This window comes from Pseudomonas sp. LBUM1679, assembly GCF_059695565.1.
Window position 1 is genome coordinate 1,356,176 of record NZ_CP166774.1, and the last position, 21,957, is coordinate 1,378,132.

19 protein-coding genes are annotated in these 21,957 nt (G+C 59.8%); 14 read left to right on the forward strand and 5 right to left on the reverse strand.

The window, feature by feature from the left end:
- From ACA062_RS06210 to flgE, 6 genes are all read left to right on the forward strand, one after another.
- On the forward strand, positions 1-933 hold the full coding sequence (locus ACA062_RS06210; protein WP_497455632.1) for a chemotaxis protein CheV: 933 nt from the start codon (positions 1-3) through the stop codon (positions 931-933).
- 46 nt (positions 934-979) lie between these two features.
- The gene (gene cheR / locus ACA062_RS06215; protein WP_497455633.1) at positions 980-1,807 is read left to right on the forward strand and encodes a protein-glutamate O-methyltransferase CheR; all 828 of its coding nucleotides are present in this window, start codon (positions 980-982) and stop codon (positions 1,805-1,807) included.
- 365 nt (positions 1,808-2,172) lie between these two features.
- Entirely contained in the window at positions 2,173-2,580 is a 408-nt protein-coding gene (flgB, locus tag ACA062_RS06220) for a flagellar basal body rod protein FlgB (protein ID WP_497455634.1), read from the forward strand.
- Between the two features lie 3 nt (positions 2,581-2,583).
- Positions 2,584-3,027, forward strand: a complete 444-nt coding sequence (flgC, locus tag ACA062_RS06225) for a flagellar basal body rod protein FlgC (protein ID WP_497455635.1) — start codon at positions 2,584-2,586, stop codon at positions 3,025-3,027.
- 15 nt (positions 3,028-3,042) lie between these two features.
- Complete coding sequence (gene flgD / locus ACA062_RS06230; protein ID WP_497455636.1) at positions 3,043-3,765, forward strand: flagellar hook assembly protein FlgD; 723 nt, start codon at positions 3,043-3,045, stop codon at positions 3,763-3,765.
- Positions 3,766-3,796: 31 nt separating this feature from the next.
- Positions 3,797-5,215, forward strand: a complete 1,419-nt coding sequence (gene flgE / locus ACA062_RS06235; protein ID WP_497455637.1) for a flagellar hook protein FlgE — start codon at positions 3,797-3,799, stop codon at positions 5,213-5,215.
- 301 nt (positions 5,216-5,516) lie between these two features.
- Here the strand turns inward: flgE and ACA062_RS06240 are convergent, their stop codons facing one another.
- Positions 5,517-8,411 (reverse strand): ribonucleoside-diphosphate reductase subunit alpha, encoded by a 2,895-nt coding sequence (locus ACA062_RS06240; RefSeq protein WP_497455638.1) that lies wholly within the window; start codon positions 8,409-8,411, stop codon positions 5,517-5,519.
- Between the two features lie 737 nt (positions 8,412-9,148).
- Here ACA062_RS06240 and ACA062_RS06245 point away from each other — a divergent pair.
- The gene (locus tag ACA062_RS06245) at positions 9,149-9,862 is read left to right on the forward strand and encodes a response regulator (protein ID WP_497455639.1); all 714 of its coding nucleotides are present in this window, start codon (positions 9,149-9,151) and stop codon (positions 9,860-9,862) included.
- Positions 9,859-11,469 (forward strand): ATP-binding protein, encoded by a 1,611-nt coding sequence (locus ACA062_RS06250; protein WP_497455640.1) that lies wholly within the window; start codon positions 9,859-9,861, stop codon positions 11,467-11,469. Before ACA062_RS06245 ends, ACA062_RS06250 begins: the two co-directional genes overlap by 4 nt.
- A gap of 123 nt (positions 11,470-11,592) precedes the next feature.
- Here the strand turns inward: ACA062_RS06250 and ACA062_RS06255 are convergent, their stop codons facing one another.
- The gene (locus ACA062_RS06255; protein WP_497455641.1) at positions 11,593-12,318 is read right to left on the reverse strand and encodes a 4'-phosphopantetheinyl transferase family protein; all 726 of its coding nucleotides are present in this window, start codon (positions 12,316-12,318) and stop codon (positions 11,593-11,595) included.
- A gap of 201 nt (positions 12,319-12,519) precedes the next feature.
- Between ACA062_RS06255 and ACA062_RS06260 the strand changes: the two genes are divergently transcribed.
- The 3 genes from ACA062_RS06260 to ACA062_RS06270 all read left to right on the forward strand — a co-directional run bounded on the left by ACA062_RS06260 (position 12,520) and on the right by ACA062_RS06270 (position 15,261).
- Positions 12,520-13,122: a hypothetical protein gene (locus ACA062_RS06260; protein ID WP_497455642.1), complete on the forward strand. Its 603-nt coding sequence runs from the start codon at positions 12,520-12,522 to the stop codon at positions 13,120-13,122.
- Between the two features lie 118 nt (positions 13,123-13,240).
- Entirely contained in the window at positions 13,241-13,918 is a 678-nt protein-coding gene (locus ACA062_RS06265; RefSeq protein ID WP_497455643.1) for a response regulator, read from the forward strand.
- A complete protein-coding gene (locus ACA062_RS06270; protein WP_497455644.1) occupies positions 13,915-15,261 on the forward strand; it encodes an ATP-binding protein in 1,347 nt (448 codons plus the stop codon). The genes ACA062_RS06265 and ACA062_RS06270 overlap by 4 nt, the downstream gene beginning before the upstream one ends.
- Positions 15,262-15,321: 60 nt before the next feature.
- On the opposite strand, the gene ACA062_RS06275 is transcribed toward ACA062_RS06270, so the two are convergent.
- Complete coding sequence (locus ACA062_RS06275) at positions 15,322-16,320, reverse strand: AraC family transcriptional regulator (protein WP_497455645.1); 999 nt, start codon at positions 16,318-16,320, stop codon at positions 15,322-15,324.
- A 338-nt stretch (positions 16,321-16,658) separates the two neighbouring features.
- Here ACA062_RS06275 and ACA062_RS06280 point away from each other — a divergent pair, with 338 nt between their 5' ends.
- On the forward strand, positions 16,659-17,993 hold the full coding sequence (locus tag ACA062_RS06280; protein ID WP_497455646.1) for a dicarboxylate/amino acid:cation symporter: 1,335 nt from the start codon (positions 16,659-16,661) through the stop codon (positions 17,991-17,993).
- Positions 17,994-18,154: 161 nt separating this feature from the next.
- The gene (locus ACA062_RS06285) at positions 18,155-19,336 is read left to right on the forward strand and encodes a CaiB/BaiF CoA transferase family protein (protein ID WP_497455647.1); all 1,182 of its coding nucleotides are present in this window, start codon (positions 18,155-18,157) and stop codon (positions 19,334-19,336) included.
- Positions 19,337-19,471: 135 nt separating this feature from the next.
- On the opposite strand, the gene ACA062_RS06290 is transcribed toward ACA062_RS06285, so the two are convergent.
- The gene (locus ACA062_RS06290; RefSeq protein ID WP_497455648.1) at positions 19,472-19,966 is read right to left on the reverse strand and encodes a SprT family zinc-dependent metalloprotease; all 495 of its coding nucleotides are present in this window, start codon (positions 19,964-19,966) and stop codon (positions 19,472-19,474) included.
- Between the two features lie 161 nt (positions 19,967-20,127).
- On the reverse strand, positions 20,128-20,730 hold the full coding sequence (locus ACA062_RS06295) for a Yip1 family protein (RefSeq protein WP_017340184.1): 603 nt from the start codon (positions 20,728-20,730) through the stop codon (positions 20,128-20,130).
- Positions 20,731-21,087: 357 nt separating this feature from the next.
- On the opposite strand from ACA062_RS06295, the gene ttcA reads away from it, so the two are divergent.
- Entirely contained in the window at positions 21,088-21,912 is an 825-nt protein-coding gene (gene ttcA / locus ACA062_RS06300) for a tRNA 2-thiocytidine(32) synthetase TtcA (protein WP_497455649.1), read from the forward strand.
- The last annotated feature ends 45 nt before the right edge of the window (positions 21,913-21,957 follow it).

The window sequence follows — 21,957 nt, forward strand, 5'->3', positions numbered from 1 at the left end:
ATGGCGGGTGTAATGGATTCGGTAAACCAGCGCACGCAACTGGTTGGGCAGAATCGCCTTGAGCTGTTGTTGTTCCGTCTCGACGGCCAGCAGCTGTATGGGATCAACGTATTCAAGGTTCGTGAGGTGCTGCAATGCCCCAAACTGACCCTGATACCCAAGTCCAATCCTGTGGTGTGCGGTGTGGCGAGTATTCGTGGGGCGACTATTCCGATTCTCGATCTGGCGATGGCGACCGGTTCCGGTCGGTTGCGTGATCAAAGCAATCCCTTCGTGATCATCACGGAGTACAACACCAAGACCCAGGGTTTCCTGGTGCGCTCGGTGGAACGCATCGTCAACATGAACTGGGAGGAGATCCATCCGCCGCCCAAGGGCACGGGGCGCGATCATTACCTGACGGCGGTGACCCGGGTCGACAATCAGCTGGTCGAAATCATCGACGTCGAAAAGGTGCTGGCGGAAGTGGCGCCGACACCGGAAGCGATTTCCGTCGGCGTGGTGGATGTCGACACCCGGCACAAGGCGTTGTCCTTGCGCGTGTTGACGGTCGACGACTCGTCGGTGGCGCGCAAGCAGGTCTCGCGTTGCCTGCAAACGGTCGGTGTCGAAGTGGTGGCGCTGAACGACGGCCGGCAAGCGCTGGACTACCTGCGCAAGATGGTCGAGGAGGGCAAGAAGCCGGAAGAGGAGTTCCTGATGATGATTTCCGACATCGAGATGCCGGAAATGGACGGGTACACCCTGACGGCCGAGATCCGCAACGACCCGCGCATGCAAAAGCTGCATATCATCCTGCATACTTCGTTGTCGGGTGTGTTCAATGAGGCGATGGTCAAGAAAGTCGGTGCCGATGACTTCCTTGCAAAATTCCGCCCTGATGACCTGGCATCCCGGGTAGTCGACCGGATCAAAGCAGCAGACATCAGCTAGGGGCCTTCTGCCCCTGGCGGTCAACACGATTTAAGAGGCGGTATCTTTGTCTACGGGTAATTTGGATTTCGAACAGTTCCGGGTATTCCTGGAAAAAGCCTGTGGCATTTTGCTCGGTGAAAACAAGCAGTACCTGGTCGCGAGCCGTCTCAACAAACTGATGGAACAGCAAGGCATCAAGTCCCTGGGTGAGCTGGTCCAGCGCATCCAGACCCAGCCGCGCAGTGGTTTGCGCGAGAGGGTGGTGGATGCCATGACCACCAACGAAACCCTATGGTTTCGTGACACCTATCCGTTTGAAGTGTTGAAGAACAAGGTGTTGCCCGAAGCGATCAAGGCCGCCCCTGGCCAGCGTCTGCGGATCTGGTCGGCGGCGTGCTCGTCGGGTCAGGAACCGTATTCGCTGTCGATGTCGATCGATGAATTCGAGCGGGTCAACATGGGCCAGTTGAAGATGGGGGTGCAGATCGTTGCCACCGACCTGTCCAGCACCATGCTGGCCAGTTGCAAATGCGGCGAGTATGACAGCCTGGCCATCGGCCGCGGTCTGTCACCCGAGCGCCTGCAGCGTTATTTCGACCCCAAAGTGCCGGGGCGCTGGGCCATCAAGGCACCGATCAAGAGCCGGGTGGAGTTCCGCTCGTTCAACCTGCTGGACAGCTACGCGGCTCTCGGCAAGTTCGACATCGTGTTCTGCCGCAACGTGCTGATCTACTTCTCCGCCGAGGTGAAGAAAGACATCCTGTTGCGTATTCACGGCACGTTGAAGCGCGGCGGTTATCTGTTCCTCGGCGCTTCCGAAGCACTGAATGGTTTGCCGGATCATTACCAGATGGTTCAGTGCAGCCCGGGGATTATTTACCAGGCCAAGTGATTCACAGGCGTCAAAAAAAACGGGAGTCCTCAGTGGACTCCCGTTTTTTTTGCCTGCTCATTCCTCAAACCCACCGCCCATCCCCTGTGGGAGCGAGCTTGCTCGCGATGGCGTCGTGTCAGTCAACATCTTCGTCACCTGACACTCCGCTATCGCGAGCAAGCTCGCTCCCACAGGGTCAGGTGGTGTGCTCCAGACCGAGTGAAGCGGCAGAAAAGCGGCAGCCAGCGGACACCGGTTGCCGCTTTTCTGGCATTGCCGCCTTGCCCCTGCCCGCAAAGCCCCGGTTTACGGCCTTTTTTGAATTGGCACGACGCTTGCTAAGTTCATGCTACGAAAATCAGGTCCCCCGAAGGTTTCCCGACATGAGCATCAGCTTCGATAAAGCGCTCGGTATCCACGAACAGGCCCTGGGCTTTCGCGCCAAGCGTGCCGAAGTCCTGGCCAACAACATCGCCAACGCCGACACCCCGAACTACAAGGCTCGGGACCTGGATTTCTCGGCAGTGCTCGCCGCGCAGAACGAAAAGACCAGGAGCGGCTCTTTCGCCTTGAACATGACCAACAACCGTCATATCGAAGCCGAAGGCCTGGGTAATGGCGACGAGTCGCTGCTGTATCGCACGCCGATGCAAGCCTCGATCGACCAGAACACCGTGGACGCTCAGCTTGAGCAATCGGCCTATGCGGAGAACTCGGTCAACTTCCAGGCCAGCTTCACCCTGCTCAACAGCAAATTCAAAGGGTTGATCTCAGCCCTTCGTGGAGAATGATTCATGTCCCTCGCCAGCGTTTTCAACATTGCCGGTAGCGGCATGAGTGCCCAGACCACTCGCTTGAACACCGTCGCCAGTAACATCGCCAACGCCGAAACCGTTTCGTCGAGCATCGACCAGACCTACCGCGCGCGTCACCCGGTGTTCGCCACCATGTTCCAGGGCGCCCAGAGTGGCGGCAGCGATTCGCTGTTCCAGAACCAGGACGCCGCCGGCCAGGGTGTGCAAGTGCTGGGCGTGGTCGAAGACCAGAGCGATCTGGACGCACGGTACGAGCCGAACCATCCGGCGGCTGATGCCAAGGGGTACGTCTATTACCCCAACGTCAACGTGGTGGAAGAAATGGCCGACATGATTTCCGCGAGCCGTTCGTTCCAGACCAACGCCGAAATGATGAACACCGCCAAGACCATGATGCAGAAGGTCCTGACCCTGGGTCAGTGATAAGGGACGACTCAGATGAGTGTGATTGATACCACCAGTGGCTTGAACCTCAACGACATCCTGGCCAACTCCTCGATCAAGACCAATACCAACACCGACGGCCTGGCGTCGGCAACGGACAGCGCCACCGGCAAAAAAGCCTTGGGCAAGGATGCATTCCTGCAGTTGCTGGTCACCCAGCTGAAAAACCAGAACCCGCTGGAGCCGCAGGACAACGGCGAGTTCGTCGCTCAGTTGGCGCAGTTCAGCAGCCTGGAGGGGATCACCTCGCTTAACGACACGGTGACGGGCCTTGCCAGCAACTACAACTCGTCCCAGGCATTGCAGGCTTCGTCGCTGGTGGGGCGTTCGGTCATCGCGCCGGGCGACAAAGCCGTGGTCGACACTTCCAAGAGCATGACCGGCACGGTGGTGATCCCGGATTCAGTGGCCGCTGCCACCTTGAAAATCAGCGACAAGGACGGCAAAACCGTTCGCACCATTGACCTGGGCAGCCAGTCGGCCGGCAATGCCAGCTTCATCTGGGACGGCAAGGACGATGCAGGCAACACGGTTGAGTCGGGTACTTACTCCTTCGCCGCAGCGACCACCATCGATGATCAAGCCGTGGCGCTGATCACCTATCTGCCGGCGACCGTCAACAGCGTGACCATCAGCCAGACCGGCGGTGAGTTGATGCTCAACCTGGCCGGGCTGGGCAGCATCGCCCTGTCCAAAGTACAAACCATTGGTATGTAGAGCCGACTAACACGGCACAAAGGAGTGGAATATGTCTTTCAATATCGGCCTTAGCGGTCTCTATGCAGCCAACAAACAACTGGACGTGACCGGCAACAACATCGCCAACGTCGCGACCACCGGTTTCAAATCGTCCCGTGCCGAATTCCAGGACGTTTACTCGGCGAGCAAGCTGGGTACCGGCAGCAAGGCCGTCGGTAGTGGTGTACGCCTGGCCAACGTTGCCCAGCAGTTCACCCAGGGCGACATCAACAACACCGGTAACGTGCTGGACATGGGCATCAACGGCTCCGGCTTCTTTGTACTGAATGACAGCGGTTCGCTGTCCTATACCCGTGCCGGTACGTTCAAGGTCGACAAGGAAGGTTATGTCACCAACACCGACGGCTCTGCGCGTCTGCAAGGCTACGGTGTGGATGCCAACGGCAAGATTCGGAACGGTGTGTTGACCGACCTGCGCATCGACACGTCGAACCTGGCACCGAAGACCACCACCACCGTGTCGTCGACGATCAACCTGAACTCCACGGCGGACGTGATCGATCAGTCGATTGCCGCCAACAGGTTCGATCCGACCAAGCAGGCCACCTTCACCGAGCAATTCAGCACCCCGGTTTTCGACAGCCAGGGTAACCAGCACGTCATGGATCAATACATGGTCAAGACGGGCCCCAATACCTGGGACACCTACACCCTGATCGATGGCCGCAACCCGGACGGCACCGACCCTACTGTCGTTACTACCCCTGCTACCCCTGAGATCCCTGCTGTTCCTGGTACCCCTGGCACCCCAGCCATCCCTGGTACCCCTGCTGTCATGGCCAACCCTGCGATCCCTTCGACCATGACGTTCGATTCGAGCGGCAAGCTGGTTTCGGTCAGCACTCCGGTAAGCCCGCCGACCACTCCAGCCACCGCGACTCTCGGCAACGATCTGAAGATCACCAGCTGGACTCCGGGCACTGTGACCGCCGGCGTCTGGAAGCCCAACGGCGCCGACGACAACCCGGAGGGCTTGACCATCTCCATGGGCAGCACGACCCAGTTCAACGCCGATACCGCGCGTTCGATTCCTGCGCAGGACGGTTACGCCACCGGCCAGATCACCAGCCTGACCATCGACGGCAGCGGGGTGTTGCTGGCCAACTTCAGCAACTACCAAACCAAGGCTATCGGCCAGATCTCGCTCGCCAGCTTCACCAACGAACAAGGCTTGCAGCCTATTGGCGGCTCCAGCTGGAAAGAATCCTATGCGTCGGGCATGCCCGGCTTTGATTCGCCGCAAAGCGGTACCCTGGGGATGATCGAATCCAACGCGCTGGAAGAGTCCAACGTCAACCTGACCAACGAACTGGTCGACTTGATCAAGGGGCAGAGCAACTACCAGGCGAATGCCAAGACCATCTCCACCCAGAGCACCATCATGCAGACTATTATTCAGATGGCGTGATGTGGGTGGGTTGATTGCTTTACACGGAGCCCCTCGGAAGAGGGGCTTTTTTTAGCGGGGATTTTGTCAGGAACTAGGTTTTTGTGTTGATTATGCGGGCCCCATCGCGGGCAAGCCCGCTCCCACAGGATTTTGTGTCGTTCGTAGCAACCGTGAACGACGCCAACCCTGTGGGAGCGGGCTTGCCCGCGATGGGGGCGGCCCGGCCACCGTTTTTCTTGAGGCAAAAGAAAACCCCCGACAAGCCAGAGGCTCATCGGGGGTTTCAGGTAAAGCGCCTTTCGGCGCCTACCGGCTCAGCTTATTGGCAAGCTTCGCAATCCGGCTCGTCGATGGCGCACGCCTTCGGCACTGGAGCAGGGCCGGCTGGCGCTGCCAGGACCGAATCTTCACCGTGGTTGCCGCCGCTGGAAACAGCGTTCAGCTTGCCGGTGTTGATGGTCGACTTCTCGGTGCTGGTCGCGGCCAGGGCACGGAGGTAGTAAGTGGTTTTCAGGCCACGGTACCAGGCCATGCGGTAGGTCACGTCCAGCTTCTTGCCCGAAGCGCCGGCGATGTACAGGTTCAGCGACTGAGCCTGGTCGATCCATTTCTGGCGACGGCTGGCCGCGTCAACGATCCACTTGGTGTCCACTTCGAAAGCCGTCGCGTAGAGCTCTTTGAGTTCTTGCGGGATGCGCTCGATCTGTTGCACGGAACCGTCGTAGTACTTCAGGTCGTTGATCATGACCGAGTCCCACAGGCCGCGAGCCTTCAGGTCGCGAACCAGGTACGGGTTGATCACGGTGAATTCGCCCGACAGGTTCGATTTCACATAGAGGTTCTGGTAGGTCGGTTCGATCGACTGCGAGACGCCAGTGATGTTGGCGATGGTCGCGGTCGGTGCGATGGCCATAATGTTGGAGTTACGAATGCCTTTCTGTACACGGGCGCGAACCGGTGCCCAGTCCAGGGATTCGTTCAGGTCAACGTCGATGTACTTCTGGCCACGTTGTTCGATCAGGATCTGTTGCGAATCCAGCGGCAGGATGCCTTTGGACCACAGCGAACCCTGGAACGTCTCGTAGGCGCCGCGCTCGTCGGCCAGGTCGCAGGAAGCCTGGATCGCGTAGTAGCTGACCGCTTCCATCGACTTGTCGGCGAATTCGACGGCCGCGTCGGAACCGTAAGGGATGTGCTGCAGGTATAAAGCGTCCTGGAAGCCCATGATGCCCAGACCGACCGGACGGTGCTTGAAGTTGGAGTTCTTCGCTTGCGGCACCGAGTAGTAGTTGATGTCGATCACGTTATCGAGCATGCGCACGGCGGTGTTCACGGTGCGTTCCAGCTTGGCGGTGTCCAGCTTGCCGTTGACGATGTGGTTCGGCAGGTTGATCGAGCCCAGGTTGCAAACGGCGATTTCGTCCTTGTTGGTGTTCAAGGTGATCTCGGTGCACAGGTTCGAGCTGTGAACCACGCCGACGTGCTGCTGCGGGCTGCGCAGATTGCACGGGTCTTTGAAGGTCAGCCATGGGTGGCCGGTTTCAAACAGCATGGACAGCATCTTGCGCCACAGGTCTTTGGCCTGGATGGTCTTGAACAGCTTGATCTTGCCCGGGTACTGGGACAGGGCTTCGTAGTACTCGTAGCGCTCTTCGAAGGCCTTGCCGGTCAGGTCGTGCAGGTCCGGCACTTCGGATGGCGAGAACAGGGTCCACTGACCGTCATCGAAGACGCGCTTCATGAACAGGTCAGGGATCCAGTTGGCCGTGTTCATGTCGTGGGTACGACGACGATCATCACCGGTGTTCTTACGGAGTTCGATGAACTCCTCGATGTCCATGTGCCAGGTTTCCAGGTAGGCACAGACAGCGCCTTTGCGCTTGCCACCCTGGTTGACGGCAACGGCGGTGTCGTTCACCACTTTCAGGAACGGAACAACGCCCTGGGATTTGCCGTTGGTGCCCTTGATGTACGAGCCCAATGCACGCACCGGGGTCCAGTCGTTGCCCAGGCCACCGGCGAATTTCGACAACATGGCGTTGTCGTGGATCGCGTGGTAGATGCCCGACAGGTCATCCGGCACGGTGGTCAGGTAGCAGCTCGACAGCTGTGGACGCAGGGTACCGGCGTTGAACAGGGTCGGGGTCGAGGACATGTAGTCGAAGGACGACAACAGGTTGTAGAACTCGATCGCACGGTCTTCCTTGTTCTTCTCTTCGATCGCCAGGCCCATGGCCACGCGCATGAAGAAAATCTGCGGCAGTTCGAAACGGATACCGTCCTTGTGAATGAAGTAACGGTCGTACAGGGTTTGCAGGCCCAGGTAGGTGAACTGCTGATCGCGCTCGTGGTTGATCGCCTTGCCGAGTTTTTCCAGGTCGAAGGTGGCCAGGACCGGGTTCAGCAATTCGAATTGGATACCCTTGGCGATGTACGCAGGCAAGGCCTTGGCGTACAGGTCGACCATTTCGTGGTGGGTCGCGCTTTCGGCGACTTCCAGGAAATTCAGGCCTTCGGCACGCAGGGTGTCCATCAACAGGCGAGCGGTCACGAACGAGTAGTTCGGTTCGCGTTCAACCAGGGTACGGGCGGTCATTACCAGGGCGGTGTTGACGTCGGTCAGGGCCACGCCGTCGTACAGGTTCTTCAGGGTTTCGCGCTGGATCAGGGCGCCGTCGACTTCTTCCAGGCCTTCGCACGCTTCGGTGACGATGGTGTTCAGGCGGCCCATGTCCAAAGGAGCAAAGGTGCCATCGGCGCGGGTGATGCGGATCGACGGGTGAGCGTTGACTGCTTCTTCCGCCGGTGCGTGGGCAGCGCGTTCTTTCGAGCGGCCGTCACGGTAGATCACGTAGTCGCGAGCCACTTTCTGCTCGCCGGCACGCATCAGGGCCAGTTCGACCTGGTCCTGGATTTCTTCGATGTGGATGGTGCCGCCCGATGGCATGCGACGCTTGAAGGTCGCGGTGACCTGTTCGGTCAGGCGGGCAACGGTATCGTGGATTCGCGACGAAGCGGCAGCGGTGCCGCCCTCAACTGCGAGGAACGCTTTGGTGATGGCGACGGTAATCTTGTCATCGGTGTAAGGAACGACAGTGCCGTTACGCTTGATCACGCGCAGTTGACCCGGCGCGGTCGCGGACAGATCCGAAGTCGAATCAGCGGCCTGCGGCAAGGTACCCTGCGGGTTCTCGCGAGTTGTGTCGGTTTGCATGGGGGGTTGTCTCCACATTCTCTATGTTTGTTTGGGCACCATCACGGTGCCCACCGTTCCGTCCTGAAGCACTACAGCCGGCCAGGGGCCGGGCATACCAACTTCGGGACAGATCAGGAAGGGCTACAGGGCGCCGCTTCCATGCCGAAGTATTTTGGCCCCAGGCCTTGAGCCTGAAACCGGGATCCTCTTGAGTGACAGTAACTGACTGCAACACCCGTACCGTTGTCGCCGTTTTCGGCTCAAAAACAGTAGCCATCCGCACGCGCGGTTTGGTCTTTCGAAATACGTTTGGTTCAACCGGACAGAGGCAATAAAAGCGCTTGAAATCGGTGTCTGGTTTGTGTTTGGTTTTTGATGCAAAACCCTACATGTAGGGTTTTTTTCGCGCAGGGGTACAAGATAATGCGTTTTGGGGGGTGTTGCAACGTACTACCTGTGGATAAACCTGTGCGTAAATTGTGTGTGAAAGTTGGAACGTGCGTGTAGGCCGCGACCCTACTGGAGCGGACCGTTTTTCACGGATTTTCAATGTTTGAAAACGGTCCGTTGGATTTTTAAGGGCGCGAACCCTACCACAAAAAACCGGCATGACCGAACGCATTTGCCGGCTTGTGTTCTCGACGAGTGGCGTTTATACCATCGACCACTGCATACGCATTCTTATCCCCGCTGGTCATTACAAAAAGACGGGCGGATTCTTTCCTATTACGTGTTGTTGGCAAGCAGAGGTCACTGTGGAGCAAGAAGCCTGGCAGATATTGATTGTGGAGGACGACCAGCGTCTGGCCGAATTGACCCGCGAATACCTCGAGGCCAACGGTCTGCGTGTGTCGATCGAGGGCAATGGCGCCCTGGCCGCGGCCCGCATCATCGATGAGCAGCCGGATCTGGTGATCCTCGACCTGATGCTGCCGGGCGAGGATGGCCTGAGCATCTGCCGCAAGGTCCGGGAGCGTTTTGATGGCCCGATCCTGATGCTCACGGCTCGCAGCGACGACACCGATCAAATTCTGGGCCTGGACCTGGGGGCCGACGATTATGTCTGCAAACCGGTTCGCCCTCGGTTGCTGCTGGCGCGCATCCAGGCCTTGCTGCGGCGCAGTGAAGTACCCGAAGCCACCCCGGAAAAGCTTCGGCGCCTGCAATTCGGTCCGTTGGTGGTGGACAACGCGTTACGCGAAGCCTGGCTCAATGACCACGGCATCGAGCTGACCAGCGCCGAGTTCGACCTGCTCTGGCTGCTGGTGGCCAATGCCGGGCGCATCCTGTCCCGGGAAGAAATATTCACCGCGTTGCGTGGCATCGGCTATGACGGCCAGGATCGCTCCATCGACGTGCGCATCTCGCGCATTCGCCCCAAGATTGGCGACGATCCGGAGCATCCGCGGCTGATCAAGACCATCCGCAGCAAAGGCTATTTGTTCGTTCCAGAGGCCTGCACCCTGTGAATTCGATCTTCCTGCGCATTTACGGTGGCATGTGCGCGGCGTTGATTCTGGTGGCGGTACTGGGCGTACTGGCCCTGCACCTGCTCAATCAGGTGCGCAGCGAGCAATACCGTGAACGCCTGGCCCACGGCACGTTTGCACTGATGGCCGACAATCTGCAGCCGATGAACCCGACGGAGCGCCACCGAACCCTGTTGGTGTGGGAGCGACTGCTCGGGATTCCCCTGGCGTTGAAAACCTTCGACCAGACCGACCTCGATCTCACGCAACGCACCCGCGTGCTGCGCGGTCAGGCGCTGGTGGAGCAGACCGGCCCGCACGCGGCGAAGGTTTACCGCCTGGTCAGTGACAAGGAGCAGCTGGTACTGACGGGCGAGGTGCAGCAGATCAGCGAGCAATTGGCGCGTGCGACTATTTACCTGCTGGCGGATGAACTGGTGCGCGTCCCGGTGGCCGAGCAGCCCAGGCGTCTGGCGCAATTAAAGGAAGAGAAGGGCTTCGGCTTTGATCTGCAACTGGTCACGGTCGACCAGGCCGACATGGACGAAGACCAGAGTCGCCGGGTGGCCGAAGGCGATACGGTGATGGCCCTGGGCAAGGGCGGCGATTCGATCCGGGTGTTCGCCGGCATGGTTGGTACGCCCTGGGTATTGGAAATCGGTCCGCTGTACCAGATGAATCCTTACCCCCCGGAGTGGCTGGTGCTGATCGCGGCCCTCGGCTTGAGTCTGATCGGTTTGATCGTCTATTTATTGGTGCGTCAGCTGGAGCGCCGCTTGCGTGGCCTGGAAGCCGCGGCCACGCGCATCGCCAAGGGCAGCCTGGAAACCCGGGTGCCGGCACGCGGTGCGGACTCGGTAGGGCGCCTGGCCTCGGCGTTCAACGGCATGGCCGAGCACTTGCAACAGTTGTTGGCGATTCAGCGGGAACTGGTACGCGCGGTGTCCCATGAGTTGCGCACACCGGTGGCACGCCTGCGTTTTGGCCTGGAGATGATCGGTTCGGCCACTACCCCGCAAGCGCTGGAGAAGTACCGCGAGGGCATGGACCATGACATCGAGGATCTCGATCGACTGGTGGACGAGATGCTGACTTATGCACGCCTGGAGCAGGGCTCGCCGGCGTTGAACTTCCAGCGCATCGACCTGGATGCCTTGGTCAATCAGGTGATCGAGGAACTGGCCCCGCTGCGAGCTGAAGTCACGGTGCGGCGCGGCCTGTGCCTGTCGGCCGCCGATTGCGACGACGCCTGGGTCGAGGCCGAGCCGCGCTACCTGCACCGGGCGTTGCAGAATCTGGTGAGCAACGCCATGCGCCACGCTCAATCGCGGGTGACGGTCAGCTATCAGGTGGGTCAGCAGCGCTGTCGGGTGGATGTCGAGGATGACGGGCCGGGCGTGCCGGAATCGTCGTGGGAGAAGATCTTCACCCCGTTCCTGCGCCTCGATGACAGCCGCACCCGTGCCTCGGGCGGGCATGGGTTGGGGTTGTCCATCGTGCGACGGATCATCCATTGGCATGGTGGCCGGGCGTTGATCAGCAAGAGCAAGAGCCTGGGTGGGGCGTGTTTCAGTTTGAGTTGGCCGCGGAATCAGGAGAAGCGTTGAGATCGTAGTTGTCTGTCAGGGCCTCATCGCGGGCAAGCCCGCTCCCACAGGGATCGCAGGCGCAGCAAAGATCGTGTGGGAGCGGGCTTGCCCGCGATGAGGCCGTCCCAAACACCGAAAACCTCAGGCCTTGATACTGACCAGACTCAACAACTGCCCATCCATCACCCCAAACTGCGCATCCAGCTCAGTGCCATTGCGCCATTCGCTGGACAGGTCTGTGAGCAATCGCACGCGCACTTCACCCTTCTCGCTCCACTCCAGCACTTCAGCATGTTCAAAATAGAACCGCTGCTGAACGATCGGGTACAGCGCCTTGAACACACTTTCCTTCACCGAAAACGTCAGCGTCACCAGCAGCGCCAGCTGATCCCGACGGCCTGCGTTCATACGCTGCAACTCCGGCGCGGTCAGGATTTCGCCGGCCAGGCGTTCGGCCCGGTCAGGGTCGAGCAGGTTTTCCAGGTCCATGCCCAGCCCGCGCCAGTGGCTTTTCTTCGCGACGATCGCCGCCGCCCGGCCGGTGCTGTGGGTGATCGAGCCAGTGATATGTGACGGCCACACCGGTGCCCGGTCTTCACCGATGGCCGGGATAAAGTCCAGTCCTTCCAAGGCTTGCAATGCCGCCCGAGCGCAGACCCGTCCGGCGAGAAACTCCGCCTGGCGCTTGGCGACCGAGCGCTGGATGCTGGCCGGCGGCTCGATGGCACTGCGTTGAAAATCATCGCTGGCCAATTGCGCGGTATTGAAGTGAGTGCCCAACAGGACCGTATCGGGCAGCACCAAGGGTAGCGGCCAATCGGCATCGAGTGGGGTGCAGCAGGCGGGTAGGGCAGGGGCGCGATTCATGTCGGCATTTTGCCGGGTTGCCCGGGTGCTGGGTAGTCCTGGCGTAAAACCGCGGTGAGCCATTCGCGAGCAGGCTTGCTCCCACACTGGGTGTGGATCTGGTTCAGCTCAGGTTAAGTGCGTGTTCAGGGGGCGTTCAGGGCGGGGTCGGTAATCTTGCCTCGTAGCCAAACAACATGTCACTCACTAGGAGTTTCACCCATGACTGGATTCAAAAAACTGCTTCTGGCACTCACCGTAATGGGCGCGAGCACGGCAGCGTTCGCCTCCGACGACAATTTCGCCGGCCTTACTTATGGACAGACCAGCGACAAGGTCAAAAAGTCCCGCGCCTTGAGCGATAACCTCGACCGGCCGAATGCCAACGGCGTGATCGACAAGGATAATACCTGGGGCGTGCGCCTGGGTCGGCAAAACAGCCAGGGCCGCTACTACGCCACTTACGACAATGTGTCGGGGTCGCACAATGGCATTAAAATGCGTCAGGAAAACCTGCTGGGCAGCTACGATCTTTTCTACCCGGGCGGTGGCAGCACCAAGCTGTTCGGCGGCGTCTCGGCGGGGTTGACCAAAGCGAGTCTGGAAGCGACAGGCTTCAGCCGCGACACCAACGTCGGTTACACCTACGGTGCGCAGGCGGGTGTTTTGCAACAGCTTTCGCGAAACACGTCGGTTGAACTGGGTTACCGTTACCTGCGCACCAATGCCGGCACCGAGATGCGCGACCACAGCGGCAGCAAACAGGGTTCGCTGGGCATGAACAGCAGTTCCCAGGCCTACGTTTCCGCTAATTACGCTTTCTAAAAAGCGTTCGCGACAGGCCGGTACCGGATCAACCCAGGAGGCTGATCCGGCGTCGCCCTGTCAGTCATCGAGGTGCGCCGTTCGTGCCTCAAGATGTTGATTGGCCCGGGAGGGCGTTATGAAACTGCTGGTCGTCGAAGATGAAGCGCTGTTGCGCCATCACCTGCAAACCCGCCTGACGGATAGCGGCCATGTGGTCGAGTCCGTGGCCAACGCCACCGAGGCGCTGTATCAGACCGGGCAATTCAACCATGACCTGGCGGTGATCGATCTCGGCTTGCCGGGCATGGGCGGGCTGGACCTGATCCGTCAACTGCGCTCGCAGGGCAAGACCTTTCCGATACTGATCCTCACCGCACGCGGCAACTGGCAGGACAAGGTCGAAGGCCTTGCGGCCGGCGCCGACGACTATGTGGTCAAACCGTTCCAGTTCGAAGAACTGGAAGCCCGGCTGAATGCCTTGCTCCGTCGCTCCAGCGGGTTCACCCAGTCGACGATTGTTGCCGGGCCGTTGCTGCTGGACCTCAATCGCAAGCAGGCGTCCCTCGATGGTCAGCCGCTGGCGCTGACTGCGTTCGAATACCGGATTCTCGAGTACCTGATGCTCCATCACCAACAGGCGGTGCCCAAGGACCGCTTGATGGAGCAGTTGTATCCGGACGACGACGAGCGCGATCCGAACGTGATCGAAGTGCTGGTCGGCCGTCTGCGCCGAAAACTGGAGGGACCGGCCTGTTTCAAACCGATCGATACCGTGCGTGGCCGTGGTTATCTGTTCAATGAGCGCTGCACTTGATCAGTTCTCTTCGAATTCGACTGATGCTCGCCGCCACGACCCTGGCGGTATTGTTCATGCTCGCGTTGCTGCCGGCGATGCAGGGCGCGTTCAGCCTGGCATTGCAGGACGCCATCGAGCAGCGCCTGGCGTCGGACGTCACCACGTTGATCTCCGCCGCACGGGTAGAGAACAACCGCTTGCAGATGCCGACACAATTGCCCGACGAGCGCTTCAACCTGGCCGACGGCCGTTTGCTCGGTTACATCTACAACCGTGAAGGTCGCCTGGTCTGGCGCTCGAAAGACACCCTCGAAGAGAACATCAATTACACACCGCGTTACGACGGACGCGGTAACGAGTTCGCGAGGATTCGCGAAGACAATGGCCAGGAATTCTTCGTCTATGACGTCGAAGTCAAACTGCTCGGCGGCAAAAGTGCGGCGTTCAGTTTTGTCGCGCTGCAACCGCTGCGCGACTACGAAATCACCCTCAAAGGCCTGCGGGAAAACCTTTACCTGGGCTTCGGCGCGGCCTTGCTGGTGTTGCTGGCGTTGCTGTGGATCGGTCTGACCTGGGGCTTGCAGGCGTTGCGCCGGCTGAGTCAGGAACTGGACGAGATCGAAAGCGGCACCCGCGATAGCCTCAGCGAGCAACACCCTAGCGAATTGCTGCGCCTGACCGGTTCCCTGAACCGTTTGCTGCACGGCGAGCGCGAACAGCGCAGCCGCTATCGCGATTCCCTGGATGATCTGGCCCACAGCCTGAAAACCCCGCTGACAGTGCTGCAAGGCGTCAGCGAGGACATGGCCCTGCGGCCGGCGGATCGCGATCAGGCCTGGGTCCTGCAAACCCAGATCGAGCGCATGAGCCAGCAGATCGGTTACCAGCTACAGCGCGCCAGCCTGCGCAAAAGCGGGCTTGTGCGACATCAGGTGCGCTTGCGTCCGGTATTGCAGAGCCTGTGCGACACGCTGGACAAGGTTTATCGCGACAAGCAGGTGCGGGTGACCATCGATCTGTCGGAGCCGTGTTATGTGCCGATCGAGCAGGGCGCCTTGCTGGAGATGTTGGGCAATCTGCTGGAAAACGCCTATCGCCTGTGTCTCGGCGAAGTGCGCATCAGCGCGCGCGCGATCCTGGACGGGATCGAGTTGTGCGTCGAGGATGACGGCCCCGGGGTGCCGCCGGATCAGCGCGCGCGGATTCTGCAGCGCGGCGAACGCCTGGATCGCCAGCATCCGGGGCAGGGCATAGGCCTGGCGGTGGTCAAGGACATCATCGAAAGCTACGGCGCGAAGCTCACCCTGGATGATTCACCCCTGGGCGGGGCGGCGTTCCGGATTCAAATTCCGGTGGTTTGACCTGAGTCATGCAGGGTTCTTTCGGGCCAGTGAGTTCACCCTAGAGCCTGGCCCCGGAGCTCAGTTCTCCCGGGCGCGGTAGGCCCCCGGCGTCAATCCCGTCCACTTCTTGAACGCCCGGTGAAACGCCGAAGGTTCGGAAAACCCCAGCTGCTCGGCAATCTGTTGCAACGACAGATCCGCACGCCCCAAGTGATAAATCGCAATGTCCCGGCGCAATTGGTCTTTGAGTTCCTGGAAGCTCGAACCCTCTTCACGCAAATGCCGACGCAGCGTTTGCGGGCTGATGTGCAGGTGCGCCGCCACCGATTCCAGGTCAGGCCAGCATGAACTGTCGCGGCTGAGCAGACGCCGCAGCTGGCTACTCAGGCTGTCGCCGTCATCCGGGCGCGACAACAGGTCGGCCGGGGACCGTTCGAGGAAACGCTTGAGCGTTCGCTCGTCCTGCAACAGTGGCAGGCTCAGGTAGCGGCTGTGAAACAGCAGGCTGCTCTGCGCCGCCTTGAACTGCAGCGGGCATGCAAACAGCAAATCGTATTCCGCGCTGTGTTCGGGCCCTGGATAGCTGAAGGTTGCCTGCTCCAGACGAATGCGCTGGCCGATCATCCAGCTGCCAAACCGATGCCAGATCATCAGCAGGCTTTCGCTGAGGAAATGGTCCGGGTCCCACAGCTGCGCATCGTCGAGGCTCAGGCGCACCCATTCGTCTTCGCGGGTCAGGCTCAGGCGCGGAGCCCCGGGGAATAAGCTATAAAACAATAAGCCGCGATTGAGCGCGCTTTCCAGGCTGCGGCAGTGGATCACCGCATGGCACATCATCGCGAAGCTGCCTGGTTTGCTCGGGGCCGACCCGAAACCCAGGTACTCGTCGTCCAGTGCCAGCCACAATCCCTGGATCAACCGGGTGAACTGCTCGGGCGCGATGCGGGCACGCGGCTCGTCGAGCCATTCGGCGCTGATCCCCAATCGCTGCAGCAGGTTCGAATAGTCGTACCCACGCCGGCGCGCCCCTCCCAGAGCAGCGCGGGCGAAATGACTGGCGATGGTGCGTTCGCGCATAGAGGCAGGTCCTTCCAGTGAGCAGCGGATGGTAGCCGGGCGCACGGGAGATCAACAAGGCGGATAACCGCCAAATTGCAGGACGCGATTTGACCGATTGGCGGGAATCCGCCACGTTGCTGTGATTGTTCAGTGTCCAGGAAAAACCTGTAACCCTTGATGTCGAAAGGCTTGCGGGGATTTCGCCGAAGGTGGCACGGGCTTTGCGATACAACCAGCAGATGCCTGCCGTTGCGCAGCTCGACAAAACAAATCCCTCCAGTGCAGGAGGGTTCGCAAATGAGGTGTCGTCGACAACAGATGGAGGTTGTCGCGGGACGCTCTTGAGGAACTTTGCAATGACGACTCGTCAGCCACTGTATAAATCCCTGTATTTCCAGGTGATCGTTGCTATCGCCATCGGCATCCTGCTGGGTCACTTCTACCCCCAGACGGGTGTAGCCCTCAAACCGCTGGGTGACGGGTTCATCAAACTGATCAAAATGATCATCGCGCCTATCATTTTCTGCACCGTTGTCAGCGGTATCGCCGGCATGCAGAACATGAAGTCGGTCGGCAAGACCGGCGGTTACGCGCTGTTGTACTTCGAAATCGTTTCGACCATCGCATTGCTGGTCGGTCTGGTGGTGGTCAATATCGTGCAGCCCGGTGCCGGCATGCACATCGACGTCACCACGCTGGATGCCTCCAAAGTCGCGCAGTATGTAGCCGCCGGTGCCGATCAAAGCGTGGTGGGCTTCCTCCTGAATGTCATTCCGTCCACCATCGTCGGCGCGTTCGCCACGGGTGACATCCTGCAAGTGCTGATGTTCTCCGTGATCTTCGGCTTCGCCCTGCATCGGCTGGGTGCTTACGGCAAGCCGATCCTGGACTTCATCGATCGCTTCGCCCACGTGATGTTCAACATCATCAACATGATCATGAAGCTCGCGCCAATCGGTGCCTTCGGTGCCATGGCGTTCACCATCGGTGCCTACGGTGTCGGCTCGCTGGTGCAACTGGGTCAGTTGATGGCCTGCTTCTACATCACTTGCCTGCTGTTCGTCCTGGTGGTGTTGGGCGGTATCGCTCGCGCGCATGGCTTCAGCGTGCTGAAAGTGATCCGTTACATCCGTGAAGAGCTGCTGATCGTGCTGGGGACTTCCTCCTCGGAATCGGTACTGCCACGCATGCTGATCAAGATGGAACGTCTGGGCGCGCAGAAATCCGTGGTCGGTCTGGTGATCCCGACCGGTTACTCGTTCAACCTCGACGGTACTGCGATCTACCTGACCATGGCGGCGGTATTTATTGCTCAGGCCACCGACACGCACATGGATATCACTCACCAGATCACGCTGCTGGTGGTATTGCTGCTGTCCTCCAAAGGCGCGGCGGGCGTGACCGGCAGTGGTTTTATCGTGCTGGCGGCGACCCTGTCTGCGGTCGGCCATCTGCCGGTTGCCGGCCTGGCGCTGATCCTGGGTATCGACCGCTTCATGTCCGAAGCCCGTGCCCTGACCAACCTGGTGGGCAATGCCGTGGCTACCCTGGTAGTGGCCAAATGGGTCAAGGAACTGGATGTCGATGTGATGCAAGCCGAACTGGCTTCCGGTGGTCGCGGTATCGCCGACGAGCGTGAAGAAGATGACCTGGGCGTGGCCGAAGGCCCAACCCCGAACGGCGTCAAGTAACGCTCGCTTCACTGTTACTCAGGCTGCAACGAAAAACCCGCTTCGGCGGGTTTTTTGTGGGCGGCGATTTGAGCGCAACGGTCAGCGCAACTGACGCAAAAGGTGATTGCCGCAATGCCGATGGCTGCCTAGTCTGGGGGTATCGTTTACGGAGAAGACCCATGCTCGGTCCATTGGCATCACTCAAGGTTCTGGATTTCTCTACATTGTTGCCAGGGCCGTTTGCCTCGTTATTGCTGGCGGACATGGGCGCCGAGGTGTTGCGTATCGAATCGCCGAGCCGCATGGATTTGCTGCGGGTGCTGCCGCCCCATGACCAGGGTGTCTCGGCCAGCCACGCCTACCTCAATCGCAACAAGCGCAGCCTGGCGCTGGACCTCAAGCAGCCTGAAGCGCTGGAGGTGATCAAGCAGTTGCTGCAGGACTACGACATCGTGCTGGAGCAGTTCCGCCCCGGCGTGATGGAGCGTCTGGGCCTGGGTTATGAAGCCCTTAAGGCGATCAATCCGAAACTGATTTACGTGTCGATCACCGGTTACGGTCAGACCGGCCCTTACAAGGACCGCGCCGGCCATGACATCAATTACCTGGCGCTGGCAGGGCTGGCCAGTTACACCGGTCGCGCCGACAGCGGGCCCTTGCCCTTGGGCATGCAAGTGGCGGATGTCGCCGGTGGCTCTTTGCACGGGGTGATAGGCCTGTTGGCAGCGGTGATCGCCCGTCAACAAAGCGGATCAGGACAATATCTGGATGTGAGCATGACCGATTGCGTGTTCAGTCTGAACGCCATGGCTGGCGCCGGCTACCTGGCCTGTGGCGCGGAGCCGCACTGGGAGGACCAGATGCTCAATGGTGGCAGCTTCTACGACTATTACCGTTCCCGCGACGGCCGCTGGTTATCGGTGGGTAGCCTGGAGCCGCCGTTCATGAAACAACTGTGTACGGCGTTGGGGCTGGAGGAGCTGGCGACCTTGGGATTGTCGCCTGAACCGGCGCAGCAAAAGGCGCTCAAAAATGCGCTGAAGATTGAATTCGAAAAACATGACTTTGCCGAATTGTGCGCGCTGTTTGCAGAGCTCGATGCCTGTGTCGAACCGGTATTGAATCTGGGCGAAGCGGTTCGGCATCCTCAATTGCGCTCGCGGCAGTTGGTCACTGAAGTGCCGCGCACCGACGGCTCGACCCAACCGCAGATGGCCTGTCCGTTGAAGTTTTCGGACGGTTTGCCCGAGCCGCGACATATCGGCGCGGCGCTGGGTGAGCATACCGATCAGGTGTTGGGGGAGTTGGGGTATGGCGCGGAGCGGATTGAAGAGTTGCGGCGTGCCAGGGTGATTCTCTAGCGGCTGTACTGGCCTCATCGCGGGCAAGCCCGCTCCCACAGGTATTGATTTTGAGCGCAAGACTCGTGAACGACGCCGGTCACTGTGGGAGCGGGCTTGCCCGCGATGAGGCCGGCCCAAACACCGCATACCCCATTACTCGACCCGCATTTCCCCACTGAACACCAAGGTGCTCCGGCAGCGCCGACACAAATACCGCCGCCCTTGCCGCACCAGCCCATGGCGCTGCGCCGAAAACGCAAAGTCGCTGTCGGCGCAGGGGCATTTGTAGATATAGCGGGTCACCCTGCGGCGTTTGACGTCATAGGTATGGCAGCGATTGGGTGGCAGTTCGTACACGCCACGCATGATCAATTGCCACTCTTCGCCATGGGGCTGGATGCGGTCGCCGAACAACTGATGGGCGATCAGATGGGCCACCTCGTGGGCCACGGTCTGTTTAAGAAAATCTTCGGTATTTTCCCGGTACAACTGCGGATTGAAACGCAGCATGTTCTCGTGCAAGTGCGCGACACCGGCTTTTTGCCCGCGCAGCTTGAGGCTCACCACGGGGCGTTTGAAAGGTCGTTTGAAAAAAAATTCAGCTTGTTGGAAACAGTCTTCGACGCGGGTATTGAGGTGCTCGGGCATGCTTGATGGATCTCCAGAGACGTCGAGTATGCCGCAACCCTCGGGACTTGCGAATCGTCCAAGCGCCGAATGGTCACCGCCGCTCACTATCCTGAACACGTTAAAAGGCCGCCTGGTGGCGGCCTGTGTTGGCAGATCTGGTTATTAGGTAAACAGCCTTGTCAGTTGGTATAGACCGGCCCCACGCCGAGTCCCCAGACAATCACGGTGAACGCCATGATGGCCACCAGCACCACCAGGCCTACGGCGAGCACCGAACTTGAAAACAGAAAACCTTCGTCCGACGGAATGTTCATGAACGTCGGTAGCCCGACATAGAGCAGGTACACCGTGTAGCAGATGGCCGCGGTGCCGACGATCATCCCCAGCCACATGTGCGGGTACAGTGCCGCCAGGCCGCCAATGAACAGTGGCGTCGCGGTATAGGTCGCAAACGCGACGCAGCGGGCCAGGCTCGGGTTGGCATCATAGGTACGGGCCATCCAGTGGATGAACGCGCCCATCACCGCAACGCCGCCGAGCATCGCCAGGTACGACATGATCGTCATCCATAGCGCACTCTCTGTCGTCAGCATCACCGGCGCTCGATTGCCGATGACCCAGCCGACCTGTGTGGTACCGATAAACGCCGACACCGCCGGGATGGCCGCCAGGATGAGCGTGTGGGTCAGGTACATGTGGCTGATGCTTTCCTCCTGGTCGCCACGAATTTCTTTCCATTCTTGGTCAGGGTGGGTGAATAGCCCCACTACGTGATGGATCATGCCAGTCACTCCTCTTGTTTTACCGTCGCCCCCCAGTGGAGCGCCTACGGGCCAAGGTGGCCGAGTAAGGAAAGGTCTGGATATGCGTGCGACCTTATGTCGCAGTATAGAAAGGAGTTAACCCGAGGGCTTAGAGCAAATCGCGCTGTAAAGCGGCGGGGTAATCGCGCTTGCATCTGTAGGAGCTACCGGAGGCTGCGATCTTTTGATCTTTCTTCCAAGGGGGGGCCAAATTGCGAAGATCAAAAGATCGCAGCCTTCGGCAGCTCCTACGGGGTGGTCCGTCGGGGGCCTTCGCCCTTGCGGCGTTTTTGCGTAAAATGCCGGCTTTTCGTCACACCTCACGGATTTCGCGTCATGGGCACTCTCACGGTCAACCAGAACAAACTGCAAAAGCGCCTTCGCCGCCAGGCCGGTGAGGCTGTCGCCGACTTCAACATGATTGAAGACGGCGACAAGGTCATGGTCTGCCTGTCCGGAGGCAAGGACAGCTACACCATGCTCGACGTGCTGATGCACTTGCAGAAGGTTGCACCGATCAGGTTCGAGATCGTGGCCGTGAACATGGACCAGAAGCAGCCGGGCTTCCCGGAGCATGTACTGCCGGCTTACCTCAAGACGCTGGGTATCGAGTACCACATCGTCGAGAAAGACACCTACTCGGTGGTCAAGGAGCTGATCCCGGAAGGCAAGACCACCTGTTCGCTGTGCTCACGTCTGCGTCGTGGCACGCTCTACACCTTCGCCGACGAAATCGGCGCGACCAAAATGGCGCTCGGTCATCACCGCGACGACATCGTCGAGACCTTCTTCCTGAACATGTTCTTCAATGGATCGCTCAAGGCCATGCCGCCGAAACTGCGGGCCGACGACGGTCGCAACGTGGTGATCCGCCCGCTGGCCTACTGCAACGAAAAAGACATCCAGGCCTACTCCGACTTCAAGCAATTCCCGATCATCCCGTGCAACCTCTGTGGGTCCCAGGAAAACCTGCAGCGGCAGGTGGTCAAGGACATGCTCCAGGAGTGGGAACGCAAGACACCGGGCCGCACGGAAAGCATTTTCCGCAGCCTGCAGAACGTGATCCCGTCGCAATTGGCGGACCGCAACCTGTTCGACTTCACCAGCCTCAAGATCGACGAAACCGCAGCTTCGCGGTTCGTCAACGTCGTCAACCTCTAAAACACAATCACTGTGGGAGCCAGCCTGCTGGCGATGGCGGTGGGT